Source organism: Streptomyces cynarae (assembly GCF_025642135.1).
GTDB lineage: Bacteria > Actinomycetota > Actinomycetes > Streptomycetales > Streptomycetaceae > Streptomyces > Streptomyces cynarae.
On the sequence record NZ_CP106793.1, the window covers coordinates 2,667,628 to 2,684,410 of the forward strand.

Genomic DNA, 16,783 nt, shown 5'->3' on the forward strand with positions numbered 1-16,783 from the left:
GGCACGGGCGCAGCCGGTCCGCGTCACACGAGGGCGGCGGCCTCCTCCAGAGTGAGGCCGCCGCCCTCCACGTACGCGGCCTCGTAGGCCGGGTCGCCCAGCGCGGCCCGGGCGCCCGCCTCCGCCCTGGCGCGTGCCTCGAGCTCCGCGGGTGCCCGGACGTGGCCGGGCGGCAGCAGCCCGTCGGCGGCGGCCACGCACCGGGCCGCGTCCCCGGCGCGACGCCCGCCGTCCACGCCGGCGAGCGCGATCGCCGCGGTCACCAGATGCACGGAGGCCATGTGCGGCGCGATCATCCGGCTCATCCGGTCCCCGGCCCGCGCGAGCCCCGTGCGCACCTTGACGAGCGCCTCCTCGTACCGCTCTTCGACGGTGTCCAGCCAGGCGTCGATGCCGATCACGAGCCCCTCGAAGACCGGAAAGGTGATGGCCTGGAACTCCTCGCGCACCGCCCGCAGTTGTTCGCGCGCCTCGGCCACGCGGTCGGTACGGCCGAGCCACATCGCGAGGAACAGCCGCGCGGCCGGCAGCGCGTCGTACACCACGCCCCGGCGGTCTTCGATCACCTCGCGCAGCAGCCGTTCACCCCGCTCGGCGTCCCCGGCGTCCAGCAGCACGCTGCCGAGGCGGGCGCCGAGCACGGCCATCTGGGAGCGGGCGCCGAGCTGTTCGGCGTAACGCCGCGCGGCCTCGTAGTCCGCGGCGGCGAGCAGGTAGTCACCGCGGCGTTCGTTGGCCTCGCCACGGGCGGACAGGGCCTCGGCCGCGCCCCAGGCGTCGCCGAGGCGGATGAAGATCTCCAGTGCCTCGTCCGCGTCCTGGGTCGCGTCGCCCGTCCAGTCGGTGCGGTTGGAGAGGAGATTGGCGCGCACCTGAAGGGTCTGGGCCAGCTCCCAGGCGTGGCCGAGGGCGCGGCAGGTGCGCACGGCCTCGTCCATGACCACGCGGACGCGGTCCATGTCGGCGGTGAGCAGGACGGCGAAGAACCACAGGAACCCGGGCACCCGGCAGGTCTGCGGCTGCCCGGGCCGGTAGGTCTCGCTGATGACGCGCAGCTTCGCCTTGGCCTCGGGTGTCTCCCACGCCTGGATGTCCATGTCCATGCAGGCGAGGTGGACGAGATGCGCGTCGCGGCGGGCCTCGTCGAGGACCTCGGGGCGCATCGGCGGTGGGCTGTCGATGGGCCGATCGAGCAGGTCCGGCACCGGACGCGCGGGCGAGGTGAACGGGTCGGGGCCGAGCGCCATGACGGCGGTCGACCAGGTGCGGGCCTCGGTGCGCAGGTCCCGCATCTGCCAGTACCAGCACAACGAGAGCAACAGGCACAACGCCTCCTGCTCGTCGCGGGCGGCGACGGCGCGGCGCAGCGCGGTGCGCAGGTTCTCGTACTCCAGCTGGAGCCGTGCGACCGCCGCAGGCTGCCGCGAGGAGCGCAGCAACGGGTCGGTGGTGCGGGCCAGTTCACGGTAGTACGTGAGGTGGGCGCGCTCGGTGCCGGGGCGTTCGCCGGACTCCTCGAGCCGCTCCCCCGCGTACTCGGCGACCGTCTCGAGAAGCCGGTAGCGCATCTCGCCGTCGCCCGAAGGGGCGGCCACGACGAGGGACTTGTCGACGAGCGAGCCGAGTGCCTCCAGTGCGGCGGGCCCGCACACGGCCTCGGCGGCGGTCAGGTCGCAGCCGCCGGAGAAGACGGACAGCCGGCGCAGCACCGCACGTTCGTCCTCGTCGAGGAGGTCCCAGGACCAGTCGACGACGGCCCGCAGCGTCTGCTGGCGGGGCAGCACGGTGCGGCTGCCGGAGGTCAGCAGCCGGAAGCGGTCGTCGAGCCGGTCGGCGATCTGGCGCGGGGTGAGCATGCGGAGGCGGGCGGCCGCCAGTTCGATGGCGAGGGGCAGCCCGTCGAGGCGGCGGCAGATCTCGGCGGCGGCCTCGGGGTCGTCCTCGACGCGGAAGCCGGGCCGGGCGGCGGCGCCGCGGTCGGCGAGCAGTTCCAGGGCGTACGGCTGCGGCAGCGGCTCGACGGGGCGCAGCACCTCCCCGGGGACGCCGAGGGGTTCCCGGCTGGTGGCGAGGACCGTCAGGCCGGGGCAGCGTTCGAGCAGGTGCGCGACGAGGTGGGCGGCGGCGTCCACGACGTGCTCGCAGTTGTCGAGGATGAGCAGCATGCGGCGCCGGGCGCAGTGCTCGGCGAGCCGGACGAGGGGGTCGTCGTGCCGGTCGGCGACGGCACGCATCTCCTCGGCGCCGGCGCCGCGCAGCACGGTCTCGCGCGCGCCGACGGCGGTGAGCACGGCCTCGGGCACGGCCTCGGGGTCGTCGACGGGCGCGAGTTCGGCCAGCCACACGCCGTCCCGCAGTTCGTGCGCCACGGTCTCGGCGGCCTCCTGCGACAGCCGCGTCTTTCCCGCGCCACCGGGCCCGAGCAGGGTGACGAGCCTGGCGTGGGCGAGGTCACCGCGAAGGGCGTCGATGTCGGCGTCGCGCCCGACGAAGGAGGTGAGCCGGGCGCGGAGGTTGCCGGGAGGTGGGGGTGCGGCGGGGCTGCCGCCGTGGGACGGGGGCGTGGTGGGCGCGGTGCTGGGGACACGCAGCAACTCCTCGTGGAGCGCGCGCAGTTCGGGTCCCGGGTCGGAGCCCAGCCGGTCGGCCAGCAGCTGCCGTACGTCCTCGTAGGCGGCCAGGGCCTGAGCCGGGCGGCCCGCGTCCCGCAGGGCGCGCAGGCGCAGCGCCTGGAGGGGTTCGTCCAGGGGGTGCAGGTCGCACAGGGCGGTCAGCTCGGGCAGGTGCTGCTCGCCGTGGCCGAGGGCGAGCCCGGCGGTGAGGCGGGCGCGGCGCGCGTCGAGGCGGCGGGTCTCCCAGCGGGCCGCCTCGGCGGTGCGGTCGGGCAGGTCGGCGAGGGCGGGGCCGCGCCACAGGGCGAGGGCGTCGTCCAGCACGACCGCCGCCTTCGCGGGGTCGCCGTCGGCCAGTGCGCGCAGGCCCTCCCCTGCGAGCCGCTCGAACCGGTGCAGGTCGACGTCGTCCGGCGCGGCGGCCAGCCGGTAGCCGCCGTCCACGGACTCCACGGCGTCCGCACCGAGCGTCCGGCGCAGCCGCCCGACCAGCGCCTGCAGGGCGCCGGGGGCGTCGGCGGGCGGGTCGCCGTCCCACACCTCGTCGACGAGCAGGGCGGCCGGCACGGCCCGGCCGCCCGCAGCGCGAGCACGGTCAGCAAGGCACGCAGCCGCGCCCCGCCGACGGACAGCGGCGTGCCGTCGGAGCGGAGTGCCTGGGTGGTACCGAGAAGGCGATAGCGCACGGTTCATTCTCTCCGCCACCGTCACCGCGGGTCACGGGGTTTCCACCTGGCGCGGCGCGGGCACCGGAACTCGGCCCCTCGGGCGAGACGTTTTCCCGCTGCGCCCGGTACGGTCGGGCCGTCGCCGTATGTGTACGAGTTCAGGGAGACCCATGACCACCGCCGCCGCCCGGCGCAGTGACCGCAGGATCAGTCCCGTGTTCATCGGGATTCTGGCCGTGACGGCGGTCACCGGCTGGGCCACCTGGAGCGGGTTCGCCGAGCAGCCCGGCGTAGCCGTGTTCCTGTTCGTGACGGCCGCCTGGGTGGTCTCCCTGTGCCTGCACGAGTACGCGCACGCCCGCACCGCCCTGCACAGCGGCGACATCTCGGTCGGCGCGAAGGGCTACCTCACGCTGAACCCGCTGAAGTACACGCACGCCCTGCTGAGCATCGTGCTGCCGGTGGTCTTCGTGATCATGGGCGGGATCGGTCTGCCGGGCGGCGCGGTGTTCATCGAGCGGGGCCGTATCCGGGGCCGCTGGCGGCACAGCCTGATCTCGGCCGCGGGCCCGCTGACGAACGTGGTGTTCGCGGCGCTCCTGACGGCCCCGTTCTGGCTGGGTGCGCTGGACGGGGTGCCGCGGGACTTCCGGTTCGCCCTCGCCTTCCTCGCCCTGCTGGAGGTCTCGGCGACGATCCTGAACTTCCTGCCGGTGCCCGGCCTGGACGGCTACGGCATTCTGGAGCCCTGGCTGCCGTACAGCGTCCGGCGCCAGGTGGAGCCGTTCGCGCCGTTCGGCCTGCTGTTCGTGTTCGCGCTGCTGTGGGTGCCGTCGGTCAACAGCGCGTTCTTCGACGTGATCGACACCATCCTGAACGCCCTGGGCATCGGCGACTTCGACCGGTACTGCGGTCAGGAGCTGTACCGCTTCTGGCAGGGCACCAACGAGTTCTGCTCGGTCAGCCCGTGACGGACTTCGTCCCGTCCGAACGGCCCGCGCGTCCGCGCTTGAAGTAGTACCAGGTCATGTTGGACGACACGCCCGCGAGCAGGATCCACACGATGCCGAGCCAGCTGCCCTGGACGAAGGAGACGACGGCCGCGGCCACGGAGAGGACGCAGACGGCGAGGGCGTAGAGGGCTAGGCGGGGCATGGGTTCGGCTCTCCTGTCGGGGGACACTGCTCGGAATGCTCGCAGTGCTCGGAACTGCTTCGCCGACCAGTGTCCCCCATCGGGTCACACGTCCGTGATCCGGAGACCGGCGTGTGCCTTGTACCGCCGGTTGACGGAGATCAGGTTCGCCACCAGCGACTCCACCTGGTGGGCGTTGCGCAGCCGGCCGGCGAAGATGCCGCGCATGCCGGGGATGCGTCCGGCCAGCGCCTGCACGATCTCCACATCGGCCCGCTCCTCACCGAGGACCATGACGTCCGTGTCGATCTGCTCGACCTCCGGGTCCTCCAGGAGGACGGCGGACAGGTGGTGGAAGGCGGCGGTGACCCGCGACTCGGGCAGCAGAGCGGCGGCCTGCTCGGCGGCGCTGCCCTCCTCCGGCTTCAGCGCGTAGGCGCCCTTCTTGTCGAAGCCGAGCGGGTTGACACAGTCGACGACGAGCTTGCCGGCCAGCTCCTCGCGCAGCGACTCGAGCAGCGGGCCGTGGCCCTCCCAGGGCACGGCGACGATCACGATGTCGCTGCGCCGCGCGGTCTCGGCGTTGTCGGCCCCCTCGATGCCGTGGCCGATCTCCCGGGCGGCGTTCTGCGCGCGCTCCGCGGCACGGGAGCCGATGATCACCTTCTGGCCGGCCCGGGCGAGCCGGTAGGCGAGGCCCTTGCCCTGCGGCCCGGTGCCGCCGAGCACGCCGACGACGTGTCCGGAGACGTCGGGGAGGTCCCAGGGGTCCTTGGCGGGGGCCTTGGGTGCACTGTCGGTAGAGGTCATGGGCCGACTCTACGTGCGCCCCGGCCGGCCGCGCCGCTCAGGTGAGGGCCGTCCCGGGATCCGACGGAAGGTGCCCCTCCGGAGGGCCGGCGGCGGTGGGCGGTGGTGCGTCTGCGGCCGGTGGTCCCGATCGTCCCCGGGTCGGGGGAATTCGGGGGGAACACCCGCTCCCCAGGGGCCGTTTGCGGCAGGATGCCTGCGTATGGACGCCGTACGGGTCGCCTTGCTGCGGGAAGTGCTCGCCGGGACCGAGTGGCCGGTCGCCACGCGGCGGTTCGCGGGGGCGCTGCGCGGGTCCGTGGTGTCGCACGGGGGCGGACTGCTGCTCGTGGGCACTCAGGAGTACGAGCCGTGGCACCTGGCGGCGCACCTGGCCGACGAGGCGGCCTGGTCCGGGACCCCGGAGCTGTCCCCGACGCTGGTGCGGCACGCGGCGCGGGCCTCGGACCCGGCGCACCTGGCGGTGGGGCCGGGACGGCTGTCGGCGGCGCGGCGCGGGGAGACACTGCTGGTGGTGTCGCCCGCCGCGCCGGGGGCGGGGCTGCTGGAGCGGGTCCACGACGCGCGGCGGGCCGGGGCGACGGTGCTGGCGCTGGACGCCGGGGACCCGGACCTGACGGCTCTGGCACACGAGTCGCTGACGGTGCCCGCGGAGACGGATCTGGACCTGGACACGGTGCAGCACCTGGTGAGCGCCGCGGCCGGGGAGAACCGGCTGCCGGCTCCACGGGGCCGCCGCCGCTTCAGGGACCGTCTGTCCCGGCTGGCGGAGCAGCTGACGGAGCCGCCGCCGGCGCGGTGGTAGCCGGCGGGAGACCCGGTTGCCCCGGGCGCCGGGCGGTGGGCACCCACCCGCCCGAAAGGCGAACGGGTGGGGGCCTCCTGTCTCCGCCGGGCAGCGGCGGAGGCGGTGCGTGAGCCTCCGGCTCAGTCCCCATGCCGCTCCGCGGGAGCCCCCGGCTCAGTCCCCATGCCGCTCCGCGGGAGCCCCCGGGCTCAGTCCCCATGCCGCTCCGCGAACCCGGGACTCAGTCCCCCTCCCGTTCCGCCGGAGGCGCGTCGTGCCAGCGCGGGTCCGTCTCCCACTCGACGTTCCGCTCCCGTGCCGTCTCCATCGCGTGTTCCGCCTCCTGACGGGACGCGTACGGGCCGAAACGGTCCTTCGCGGGGCAGTCCGGGCCCTCCTCGACCTTCTGGTGGACCAGGCAGTAGTACCACTCGCCCGGCTTTCCGACCGTACGCTTCCTGAACAGCGCCATCGCAGGAGCTCCTTTCACCACGGCCATGGTCCCGCACGGCCGCTGGATAGACTCGCTGGCATGTCTGGCCAGTCGCTGCTCGTACCAGGAGAGCTGTCTCCCACCCGTTCCGTGCCCGGAAACATCCGCCGCCCCGAGTACGTCGGCAAACCGGCGCCGACCCCGTACACCGGGCCGGAGGTGCAGACCCCCGAGACCGTCGAGGCGATGCGTCTCGCCGGGCGTATCGCGGCGCGGGCGATGGCCGAGGCGGCGAAGATCGTCGCCCCGGGCGTCACCACGGACGAGCTGGACCGCGTCGCGCACGAGTACATGTGCGACCACGGCGCCTACCCCTCCACCCTGGGCTACCGCGGGTTCCCCAAGTCGCTGTGCACCTCGATCAACGAGGTCATCTGCCACGGCATCCCGGACTCCACGGTCCTGCGCGACGGCGACATCATCAACCTCGACGTGACCGCGTACATCGGCGGCGTCCACGGCGACACCAACGCCACCTACCTGGTCGGCGACGTCGACGAGGAGTCCCGGCTGCTCGTCGAGCGCACCCGCGAGTCCCTCAACCGTGCCGTCAAGGCCGTCAGGCCCGGCCGCCAGATCAACGTCATCGGCCGCGTCATCGAGTCGTACGCGAAGCGGTTCGGGTACGGGGTCGTGCGGGACTTCACCGGTCACGGGATCAACTCGTCGTTCCACTCGGGGCTGATCATCCCGCACTACGACAGCCCGCACGCGACCACGGTGATGCAGCCCGGCATGACCTTCACCATCGAGCCCATGCTCACCCTCGGCACGCACGAGTACGACATGTGGGACGACGGATGGACGGTCGTCACGAAGGACCGCAAGCGGACCGCGCAGTTCGAGCACACGCTGGTCGTCACGGAGACGGGCGCGGAGATCCTCACGCTGCCGTAGCCACGCCGCACCCCCCGGAGCCCGCTCTGTCCACAGAGCGGGCTCTTTCGCGTGGGCCGGGAGCGGATCGCGGGTAGGATTTTGCCGACAGGATGTCGGCAAACCGCGGAGGCCTCATGAACACCCCGGAGACGGCCGACACGGCCTTCTCGGCGCTCATCCGCGCCGCGTCACAGGACGGGCACCGGGAGGCGAACACCTCCGGGTTCATCACCGGACTGCTCGGCGGCAGGCTCGGCGTGGACGCGTACACGCGGTACACGGAGCAGCTGTGGTTCGTGTACGAGGCCCTGGAGTCCGCCGCCGCCCGGCTGGCGGGCGACCCGGTGGCCGGGCCGTTCCTGCGGCCGGAGCTGTTCCGGCTGACCGCGCTGGAGCGGGACCTGGCGCATCTGCGCGGACCCGAGTGGCGGGCGCACGTCACGGCGCTGCCCGCGACGCGGACGTACGCGAACCGGGTGCGGGCGTGCGCCGAAAAGTGGCCCGGCGGATACGTCGCACATCACTACACCCGCTACATGGGCGACCTCGCCGGCGGCCAGATCATCCGCGACATGGCCGAGAGGACATGGGGCTTCACCCGGAAGGGCGACGGGGTCCGGTTCTATGTGTTCGACGCGATCCCCAACCCGGCGGCGTTCAAGAGGACGTACCGGACCCTCCTGGACGGCATCCGGGTCGACGACCTGGAGAAGCAGCGGGTCATCGCCGAGTGCCGGCGGGCGTACACACTCAACACGGCGGTCTTCCGGGCTCTGGGCGAGGAGTTCCCACTGAGCGCCTAGCACGGGGTCAGCGTTCCAGAAACACCCTGCCCCCGACCTCCACCCACCCCTCCGGCTGCGGCGCCGTCAGGATCTGCGAGCCCGCTCCCTGGCGGATGTTGAGCGCGCGGCCGAGTCGGGCCGTGAGCAGGAGCGCCGCCGCCCCAGTCGCCTCGTCCTCCCCGATGCCCCCGGTGCAAGCACCGGCTCCACTGGAGCGGCTGACGCCGCGCTCATCCATTCGGCCAGGGAAGCCTCGGGCGCGGATCCGGCCCGCCGACTCGTCCTCCCACGCCCAGGCGTAGACCCACTCCCCCAGCGGCGGGACGGCCAGGCCGTCCACCTCCGCGGCCGTCGCGTACTGCCGCAGCGTGCGCGGCGGCGCCCACTCCGGGCGGGCCTCGATCCAGCTGAACTCGCCGTCCTGACGCGCCCCCACCACACCGGCCGGAGTGACGAGTTCCGGCAGATCGAGCAGCCAGGCCGTGCCCACGCAGGGGTGCCCGGCGAACGGCAGCCGCAGCGTGGGCGTGTAGATGTCGATGATCCCGCGCTCGGGGTCGTCGACGAACACGGTCTCGCTGAAGCCGAGTTTGGCGGCGAACGTCTGCCGCTCGTCCCGCCCGGGCATCAGCGAACCGTCCCGGACGACGCCGAGTTCGTTGCCGTAGCCGCCGCTGGGTCCGCAGAAGACGCGCAGCACGTCGTAGTCAGTCACCGGCGCATTCAAACATCACCCGGGGACTCAGGGCGGAGCCCCGAAGACCCCAGTGAGACCTGAATCACGGTCCGGGTGGGTATGGGGCAGGTAATGCTCAGTTAAATTAGGCAAGCCTCACCGAACCGTTCTTCCTGGAGCCTGCATGCGAGCCGTTCGACTCTCCGTCGTCACCGCCGCCGCCACCGCGGCGGCTCTGACCGCTCTCACCGGATGCACGGAGAAGAGCACCGCTGAGGGATCCGACCGCGCGATCCGGGTGACCGCCACCGACTCGAAGTGCGAGGTGTCCAAGAAGGAGTTCCCGGCCGGGCACGTCGAGGTGGCGGTCGAGAACAAGGGCGCCAAGGTGACCGAGGTGTACCTGCTCTTCCCGGACGACCGGATCGTCGCCGAGCGCGAGAACATCGGCCCCGGCACCAAGCAGACGGTCACCGCCGAGGTGAAGGCCGGCGACTACCAGATCGCCTGCAAGCCGGGCATGACGGGCAAGGGCATACGCCAGACCGTCAAGGCCACCGGCGGCGGCAGCGTCGCCAAGCGCGACCCGCGCCTGGACCAGGCCGTGGCCGCCTACCGCGAGTACGCGCAAGCGCAGGCCGACGAGACGCTGCCCAAGGTCAAGGTGTTCACCGACGCCGTGAAGGCCGGTGACCTGGAGGCGGCGAAGAAGGCGTACGCCCCCTCCCGCCTCGGCTGGGAGCGCACCGAGCCCGTCGCCGAGTCCTTCGGCGACATCGACCCGAAGGTCGACGTCCGCGAGGACGGCCTGGAGGACGGCCAGAAGTGGACCGGCTGGCACCGTCTGGAGAAGGCCCTCTGGCAGGACAAGAAGATCGGCGCCGAGGAGAAGTCCCTCGCCGACCAGCTGGTGACCGACCTGAAGGAGTGGCAGGAGAAGGTCGGCACCGCCGAGATCACCCCGACCTCCATGGCCAACGGCGCCAAGGAACTCCTCGACGAGGTCGCCACCGGCAAGGTCACCGGTGAGGAGGAGCGCTACTCCCACACCGACCTCGTCGACTTCAAGGGCAACGTGGAGGGCGCGCAGAAGGCGTACGAGCTGCTGAAGCCGGTCGCGTCGAAGAACGACCCGGCGCTGGCCGAGGAGCTGGACAAGCAGTTCGCCGCGCTGAACGCCCTGCTGGACAAGTACCGCTCGGACAAGGCCTCGTACGAGTTCGTCTCCTACGACAAGGTCACCGAGAACCAGCAGAAGGAGCTCTCGGACGCGGTGAACGCGCTCGCCGAGCCGCTCTCCAAGCTCGCCGCCGCGGTCGTGAAGTAAGCAGGGGGTAGGGCGATGACCGACATCCAGGGGAGCAGTCCGTCGCGCCGGGCGCTGATCGGCTGGACAGGCGCCGGGCTCGCGCTCGGTGCCGCCGTGGCCGGTGGCGCGGTGGCGGCCGCGAACGCGGGCAACGACGTGGATCCGGCCGCGGCGGAGGCCGGTGGCGCGGTGGAGTTCCACGGCGCCCACCAGGCGGGCGTCGCCACGCCCGTGCAGGACCGGCTGCACTTCGCCGCGTTCGACGTGAAGACCGACGACCGCGCCGAGTTCGTGCAGATGCTGAAGGACTGGACGGCCGCGGCCCGGCGGATGACGGCCGGGCAGGCCATCGGTGAGGGCGCGTACGGCGGGCTCGCCGAGGCGCCGCCGGACGACACCGGGGAGGCGCTGGGTCTCAAGCCCTCGCGGCTGACCCTGACGATCGGCTTCGGGCCGTCGCTCTTCGACAAGTTCGGGCTGCGGGACAAGCGGCCCGAGGCGCTGGTCGACCTGCCGAAGTTCCCCGGCGACAACCTGGACCGGTCCCGCACGGGCGGCGATCTGTGCGTCCAGGCCTGCGCGGACGACCCACAGGTCGCCGTTCACGCGATCCGCAACCTGGCCCGCATCGGCTTCGGCAAGGTCGCGATCCGCTGGTCCCAGCTCGGCTTCGGCAAGACCTCCTCGACGACTCCCGACGCGCAGACCCCGCGCAACCTCTTCGGGTTCAAGGACGGCACCCGCAACATCGCGGGGACGGAAGAGGACCGGCTGAAGAAGTTCGTGTGGGTCGGCGACGGGGACGGGCCGGAATGGATGACCGGAGGCTCGTACCTGGTCGCCCGGCGGATACGCATGAACGTCGAGACCTGGGACCGGACCTCGCTGCAGGAGCAGGAGGACGTCTTCGGCCGGGACAAGCGCGAGGGCGCACCGGTCGGCAGGGCGAAGGAGCACGACGAGCCGTTCCTGAAGGCGATGAAGCCCGACGCGCACGTGCGGCTCGCGCACCCCGACTCCAACGACGGCATCACCATCCTGCGCCGGGGTTACTCCTTCACCGACGGCACCGACGGCCTCGGCCGCCTGGACGCGGGCCTGTTCTTCCTGGCCTACCAGCGCGACGTGCGCAAGGGGTTCATCCCGCTCCAGCGCAGGCTGGCGGCGCACGACGCGCTCAACGAGTACATCCAGCACGTGGGTTCGGCCCTCTTCGCCATCCCGCCCGGCGTCCGGGACTCCGGCGACTGGTGGGGCCGCACCCTGCTGTCCGAGGAGGCGTAGCCCGTGTTCTCCAACTATCTGATCGGCCTGCGCGAGGGGCTGGAGGCCAGCCTCGTCGTCTGCATCCTGATCGCCTACCTGGTCAAGACCGGCCGCCGCGACGCCCTGAAGCCGATCTGGACCGGCATCGGCATCGCGGTCGCCATCGCGCTCGGCTTCGGCTGCGTCCTCGAGTTCGGCTCCCAGGAGCTGACGTTCCAGGCGCAGGAGGCGCTCGGCGGCTCCCTGTCGATCCTCGCCGTCGGCCTGGTGACATGGATGGTCTTCTGGATGCGGCGCACCGCCCGGCATCTGAGGTCCGAACTGCACGGCAAGCTGGACGCGGCCCTGGCGATGGGCACGGGCGCGCTGGTCGCCACCGCTTTCCTCGCCGTGGGCCGCGAGGGGCTGGAGACCGCCCTGTTCGTGTGGGCGTCGGTGCACGCGGCGAGCGACGGCACCCCCCGCCCGCTCGTCGGCGTCGCCCTGGGCCTCGCCACGGCCGTCTTCCTGGGCTGGCTGTTCTACCGCGGCGCCCTGAAGATCAACCTGGCGAAGTTCTTCACCTGGACCGGCGGCATGCTGGTCGTCGTCGCCGCGGGCGTGCTCGCCTACGGCTTCCACGACCTGCAGGAGGCCGGCTGGGTCCCGGGCCTGACGAGCCTCGCCTTCGACATCAGCGGCACCGTTCCGCCGGACAGCTGGTACGGCACGCTGCTGAAGGGCGTGTTCAACTTCCAGCCCGATCCGACGGTCCTTCAGGTCACGGTGTGGCTGCTCTACTTGATCCCGACGCTCGCGCTTTTCCTGTCCCCGGTAGGGTTCGCCTCCGGAAAGGGGAAGGTGAAGGTCACTGATGAGCAGGGATCGCGGGGATCGCAGCCCTCGAACGCTTCGTAGTCCTAACCGGTTCGCCCTGGCAACGGCGGCGGTGACCGTTCTGTCCGTGACGGCGAGCGGCTGCGTCGTGGTGCACGGCGAGCGGGAGGTCGTACCGACGGCGACACGCGCCGATGCGGCCCGCGCGCTGACGGACTTCCTCACCGCCTACAACAAGGCGGACAAGGCGTACGACCGGTCTCTGGACGCGAGCCGGGTCACCGGTGCGCTCGGCGCCATCGACGGCGGCAAACTGGAGGCCGGGCACAAGATCAATCCGGGCGGCAACCCCGGCCATGTGCCGCTGAAGCTGACCGACGCCAAGTTCACGATCCCGAGGAAGGCCGGCTGGCCGCGCTGGTTCGTCGCCGACACCCGCGCCAACAAGGGCAGCGCGGACGCCCATTGGCTGCTCGTCTTCACCCGCTCCGATGCGAGCAAGGTGTGGGCGGTGTCGTACCTGACGATCCTCGCGCCCGGCGACGTACCGGCGTTCAAGACGGACAAGGACGGCTGGGCCGAACCCGTCACCGCGGACGACCCGGCGCTCGCCGTCCAGCCCCAAAAGCTCAGCACCGCGTACGCGACCTATCTGCGAAGCGGCGGGGACGTGTTCGCGCCCGGCCCGCACACCTCGCAGTGGCGCGCCACCCGGCTGAAGAACGCGAGCCAGCCCGGGCTGGCCCGGCAGTACATCGACGAGTCGCTGACGAACGGTGACTACGCCCCGGTGGGGCTGCGCACCACGGACGGCGGGGCGCTGGTGTTCTTCGCCACACACCACTACGAGAGGCAGACGGCCGCGCAGGGGGTGAACATCAACATCAGCGACCCGAACATCAAGGCCCTGCTGACCGGGGAGGTCAAGCAGTCCCTGACCCTGGAGTACGTGTCGAACCAGGCGGTGCTGGATCCGAGGAAGGGCCCAGTGAAGTTCGTGAGCCGGGTGGAGGGGCTCACGGGGGCCGAGGGGGAGTGAGCCGAGGTGGAGTAAGCCGAGCGGGAGTGACGGGAGCAAGGGGAGCGACGCGGTGACGGGGGTCTTGGCCGGGGCTCAGCCCCGGTGGGGCCAGCCCGCCAACTCGCTCTCCTCGCCCGCGTACCGCGCGCACGCATCGGTGAGCACCTCGAGCAGGCTCAGCGGATCCGGCAGCGCGTGCTCGGGCCCCCGCACCCACTCCACGGTCAGCTCCCCCGGCAACTGCGCCGGAGGCACCAGCACATACGACCCCCGGCAGTGCCACCGCAGTCCCGGGTGCTCGTCCATCGTCTCGGGGTGGCAGTCCAGTTCGCACGGCCACCACTCGTCCTCGTCCTCGGGCGTGCCGCGGGTCAGCGTGAAGAACAGCATGCGGCCGTCCCCGGTCGTGGCGACCGGACCCACCTCGACACCGGACGCGAGCAGCCGGTCCAGGGCCTTCTCGCCGGCCTCGCGCGGGACGTCGAGCACGTCGTGCACCATCCCGGTGGCGGTGATGAAGTTGGCCTGCGGCTGGTGCCGGGCCCATCGCTCGACCTGCCCGCGGTCCGTGGTGGACTGCGTCTGCCAGGCGAAGGAGACCGGGTGTCGGGCAGGCGTGGGACAGCCGACGCGGTCACAGGAACAGCGGTAGCCGACGGGGTGGGCGGCGGGCGCGAGCGGCAGCCCCGCGGCGGCGGCAGCCAGCAGCATCGCCTCACGGCCGCCGTCGCCGGCGTCCTCCTTGAGACGGGCGGGACGTCGTCCGCGCAGCCACTGGGAGATCCTGCCCTGCACGCTCGTGCGGCGGCCGAAGTCTGCGCTCATCTATCCCCTCGCCTCGCTGCTGTGTCTTGACAGCATGCCCTATCGTCCCACCATCCTGCGCGCCGGGTGACCGGAGTTGCCCACCGGGGCGAGCACGGCGGCGGGTAGGGCGATGCCAACTGCGGTGCGCCGTCGGCGGACATCGCGCCGTTTCATCCGGTCCGTCCGTGTGCATCGTCGCGGGGTGCGGGCCAGGCGTCGCCCCAATCCGCGTCGCGGGCGGCCCTGTAGAGAGGACCGTGGCGCTTGGTGACCGTGTCGCGGTGCAGGGACTCGTCCGGGCCGCACAGGTCGAGGAGCACCTGGCCCTTGCGGATCTGGGGGCGCCGGACCACTCGGGAGGCGGCGGGGCGCACCGGGAAACGGGCCGCGGCGACATAGCTGAACTTCTCGTCCTCGTACGCCAGCGAGCCGCCCTTGACCTGGCGGTGCAGTGAGGAACGGCTGACGCGGGCCGAGAAGTGGCACCAGTCCTCGCCGGGGACGATGGGGCAGGCGGCGCTGTGCGGGCAGGGGGCGGCGACATGGAAGCCGGCGCGGATCAGGCGGTCGCGCGCCTCGATCACGCGGGCGTAGCCGTCGGGGGTGCCGGGCTCGACGATGACGACGGCCTGGGCGGCGGTGGCCGCGGCGTCGACGACGGCGGCGCGGTCGGCTTCGGTCAGCTCGCCGAGGACGTACGAGACCGTGACGAGATCAGTGCTCTCTATGCTGAGCGCCGATCCGATACGAGAGCGGCGCCACTCGGCGGCCTTGAGCGCCGGGTGTTCGGCGGCGATCTCCCGGCCGAGTGCCAGCGCGGGCTCGGCCCAGTCGAGCACGGTCACCGGGCGCTCGCCGCCCCATGTGGCGCTCACGGCCCAGGTCGCGGCGCCGGTGCCGCCGCCGACGTCCACATGGCTCGCGGGCACCCAGCCGGGGACGGCGTCCGCGAAGGCGCCGAGCGCCGCGGACACCGCCTCGAAGGTGGCGGGCATGCGGTAGGCGGCGTAGGCGACGACGTCGGAGCGGTCGCGCAGCACGGGCGCGTCGGTCGGGGTCCGCCCCCGGTAGTTGGCGATCAGCCGGTCCACGGCCTGCGCGGCCTGCCGGGACGGAAGCCCGTCGAGCAGCCGCGAGAGGGCGGCACGGAGGGCGTCGGCTGAGGAGTCGGGGGCGTTCACGTGCCGATTCTAGGGCGGTGAGCGGTGCTCACTTGGGAGAGCGGCGCTCGCTTCGGCGCGCGGCACTCGCTTTGGAGAGCGGCGCTCGCTTCGGCGCGCGAACCACCACACAGCCCGCAGCGACCGAGCGCTCGAAGCTCGAGCACCCGGTCGCCCCTGCCTGGCTAGCGCCCGTATGGACGGTCGGACACGGTCAGATCATCTGGCGGAGCGTCCGGAGGCCCGCACGAATCTCCTCCACGAGCAGCTTCGGCTGCTCCCAGGCCGCGAAGTGGCCGCCCTTGGGGAGCCTGTTGTAGTGGACCAGGTTCGGGTAGGCCTGCTCCGCCCAGCTCTTCGGGGCCTGGTACATCTCGTCGGGGAAGACGCTCACGGCGACGGGGAGAAGGACTCCCTTGACTCCGAAGAACGAGGTCTTGTTCTCCGCGTAGAGCCGAGCAGCGGAGATCGCCGTGTTGGTCAGCCAGAAGAGCGTGAGGTTGTCGAGGACGTCGTCCCGGGTGAGGCCTTCGGTCTGTCCGGCGAAAGCCCGGGAGATCATGGCCAGGCTGGCCGCGTCATGGTCGAGCATGAAGGACGCCAGACCGACCGGGGAGTCCGCCAGCCCGGTCAGCGACTGCGGACGCGACCCCATCAGGTAGGCGAAGTAGACGTGCCGGTACACGAAGTCCAGCTGCTCGACCGCCGCCTTCTCCTCGTCGGAGAGCGACAGGCCCGCGGGCAACGGGTTGCCCGCGATGAGCGCGGCGTCGATGGCGGGCGGGATCACGCCGGCCATGTTGGTGTGGATGCCGATCAAGCCCTCGGGCTCCTGGACGCCCATGAAGTCGGTGATGATCGCACCCCAGTCGCCGCCCTGGGCGGCATACCTGGTGTAGCCGAGGCGCTTCATCAGCTCGCCCCAGGCGCGTGCGATGCGCTCGGGACCCCAGCCGGTCGACGTCGGCTTGCCCGAGAAGCCGTAGCCGGGCATCGACGGGATGACCACGTGGAAGGCGTCCGAGGCGCTCCCGCCGTGGGCGGTGGGGTCGGTCAGCGGCTCGATCATCTTCAGCTGCTCGATGATCGAGCCCGGCCACCCGTGGGTGACGATCAGCGGCAGAGCATCCTCATGCTTCGACCGGACGTGGATGAAGTGGATGTCCAGACCGTCGATCTCGGTGATGAAGTGCGGCAGGGCCTTCAGCTTCGCCTCGGTCTTGCGCCAGTCGTACTCCGACGCCCAGTACCGTGCGAGCTCCTTCATCGTCTCCAGCTGCGTGCCCTGCGACTGGTCCGCGACGGTCTCCTTCTCGGGCCACCGCGCCGCCTTGATGCGCGCACGCAGATCCTCGAGTTCCGCCTCGGGGAACTCGAACGTGAACGGCCGGATCTCCGCAGTGCCGGGAGTGATGGACATGTAAATCTCCTTGTTGTCGCCGGCGACCGCGTGTCGCCGACTCGTCCACCCTTCCGAGGTCGGGCCTGCGTCGCCCCCGGGAAACCCCCGGGGATCGGTCCCGTGGCCGCCCCGGGGAGGCATCGCCCCCGGGGCGGGGA

15 protein-coding genes and 1 pseudogene are annotated in these 16,783 nt (G+C 72.1%); 8 read left to right on the plus strand and 8 right to left on the minus strand.

All coding sequences use genetic code 11. The features are described 5' to 3' along the window. Nucleotides 1–23 precede the first annotated feature (23 nt). Nucleotides 24–3,298 (minus strand): annotated as a pseudogene (locus N8I84_RS12465) (BTAD domain-containing putative transcriptional regulator). A 152-nt stretch (nucleotides 3,299–3,450) separates the two neighbouring features. Here N8I84_RS12465 and N8I84_RS12470 point away from each other — a divergent pair. After that, the gene (locus N8I84_RS12470; RefSeq protein ID WP_263229587.1) at nucleotides 3,451–4,251 is read left to right on the plus strand and encodes a site-2 protease family protein; all 801 of its coding nucleotides are present in this window, start codon (nucleotides 3,451–3,453) and stop codon (nucleotides 4,249–4,251) included. On the opposite strand, the gene N8I84_RS12475 is transcribed toward N8I84_RS12470, so the two are convergent. Both N8I84_RS12475 and npdG read right to left on the minus strand, forming a co-directional pair. Next, nucleotides 4,241–4,435, minus strand: a complete 195-nt coding sequence (locus N8I84_RS12475; protein ID WP_263229588.1) for a hypothetical protein — start codon at nucleotides 4,433–4,435, stop codon at nucleotides 4,241–4,243. The genes N8I84_RS12470 and N8I84_RS12475 overlap by 11 nt on opposite strands. Nucleotides 4,436–4,519: 84 nt before the next feature. Further along, nucleotides 4,520–5,224, minus strand: a complete 705-nt coding sequence (gene npdG / locus N8I84_RS12480) for an NADPH-dependent F420 reductase (RefSeq protein ID WP_263229589.1) — start codon at nucleotides 5,222–5,224, stop codon at nucleotides 4,520–4,522. Nucleotides 5,225–5,426: 202 nt separating this feature from the next. Between npdG and N8I84_RS12485 the strand changes: the two genes are divergently transcribed. Continuing rightward, complete coding sequence (locus tag N8I84_RS12485; protein ID WP_263229590.1) at nucleotides 5,427–6,029, plus strand: hypothetical protein; 603 nt, start codon at nucleotides 5,427–5,429, stop codon at nucleotides 6,027–6,029. 223 nt (nucleotides 6,030–6,252) lie between these two features. Here N8I84_RS12485 and N8I84_RS12490 read toward each other — a convergent pair whose 3' ends face one another. Beyond that, entirely contained in the window at nucleotides 6,253–6,483 is a 231-nt protein-coding gene (locus N8I84_RS12490) for a hypothetical protein (RefSeq protein WP_200417093.1), read from the minus strand. A 60-nt stretch (nucleotides 6,484–6,543) separates the two neighbouring features. On the opposite strand from N8I84_RS12490, the gene map reads away from it, so the two are divergent. Together map and N8I84_RS12500 are read left to right on the plus strand one after the other, a co-directional pair. Continuing rightward, nucleotides 6,544–7,401 (plus strand): type I methionyl aminopeptidase, encoded by an 858-nt coding sequence (gene map / locus N8I84_RS12495; protein WP_263229591.1) that lies wholly within the window; start codon nucleotides 6,544–6,546, stop codon nucleotides 7,399–7,401. A gap of 116 nt (nucleotides 7,402–7,517) precedes the next feature. Beyond that, nucleotides 7,518–8,186, plus strand: coding sequence for a biliverdin-producing heme oxygenase (locus N8I84_RS12500; RefSeq protein ID WP_263229592.1), 669 nt, complete (start codon nucleotides 7,518–7,520; stop codon nucleotides 8,184–8,186). Nucleotides 8,187–8,193: 7 nt separating this feature from the next. Here N8I84_RS12500 and N8I84_RS12505 read toward each other — a convergent pair whose 3' ends face one another. Further along, the gene (locus N8I84_RS12505) at nucleotides 8,194–8,883 is read right to left on the minus strand and encodes a PhzF family phenazine biosynthesis protein (protein ID WP_263229593.1); all 690 of its coding nucleotides are present in this window, start codon (nucleotides 8,881–8,883) and stop codon (nucleotides 8,194–8,196) included. Nucleotides 8,884–9,028: 145 nt separating this feature from the next. On the opposite strand from N8I84_RS12505, the gene efeO reads away from it, so the two are divergent. Genes efeO through N8I84_RS12525 form a run of 4 tightly spaced genes read left to right on the plus strand, consistent with a single transcriptional unit; the run spans nucleotide 9,029 to nucleotide 13,274 of the window. After that, entirely contained in the window at nucleotides 9,029–10,171 is a 1,143-nt protein-coding gene (efeO, locus tag N8I84_RS12510; protein WP_263229594.1) for an iron uptake system protein EfeO, read from the plus strand. 15 nt (nucleotides 10,172–10,186) lie between these two features. Beyond that, nucleotides 10,187–11,437, plus strand: a complete 1,251-nt coding sequence (gene efeB, locus N8I84_RS12515; RefSeq protein ID WP_263229595.1) for an iron uptake transporter deferrochelatase/peroxidase subunit — start codon at nucleotides 10,187–10,189, stop codon at nucleotides 11,435–11,437. Between the two features lie 3 nt (nucleotides 11,438–11,440). Further along, nucleotides 11,441–12,316 (plus strand): iron uptake transporter permease EfeU, encoded by an 876-nt coding sequence (gene efeU, locus N8I84_RS12520; RefSeq protein WP_263229596.1) that lies wholly within the window; start codon nucleotides 11,441–11,443, stop codon nucleotides 12,314–12,316. Further along, nucleotides 12,273–13,274 carry a hypothetical protein gene (locus N8I84_RS12525; protein ID WP_263229597.1) on the plus strand — a complete coding sequence of 334 codons (1,002 nt, stop codon included), beginning with the start codon at nucleotides 12,273–12,275 and terminating at the stop codon, nucleotides 13,272–13,274. Before efeU ends, N8I84_RS12525 begins: the two co-directional genes overlap by 44 nt. 75 nt (nucleotides 13,275–13,349) lie before the next feature. Here the strand turns inward: N8I84_RS12525 and N8I84_RS12530 are convergent, their stop codons facing one another. The 3 genes from N8I84_RS12530 to N8I84_RS12540 all read right to left on the minus strand — a co-directional run bounded on the left by N8I84_RS12530 (nucleotide 13,350) and on the right by N8I84_RS12540 (nucleotide 16,643). Next, nucleotides 13,350–14,081 carry a bifunctional DNA primase/polymerase gene (locus N8I84_RS12530; RefSeq protein WP_263229598.1) on the minus strand — a complete coding sequence of 244 codons (732 nt, stop codon included), beginning with the start codon at nucleotides 14,079–14,081 and terminating at the stop codon, nucleotides 13,350–13,352. A 152-nt stretch (nucleotides 14,082–14,233) separates the two neighbouring features. Beyond that, nucleotides 14,234–15,244, minus strand: coding sequence for a small ribosomal subunit Rsm22 family protein (locus N8I84_RS12535; RefSeq protein ID WP_263229599.1), 1,011 nt, complete (start codon nucleotides 15,242–15,244; stop codon nucleotides 14,234–14,236). Nucleotides 15,245–15,437: 193 nt separating this feature from the next. Then, entirely contained in the window at nucleotides 15,438–16,643 is a 1,206-nt protein-coding gene (locus N8I84_RS12540) for an epoxide hydrolase family protein (RefSeq protein ID WP_263229600.1), read from the minus strand. Nucleotides 16,644–16,783: the final 140 nt, after the last annotated feature.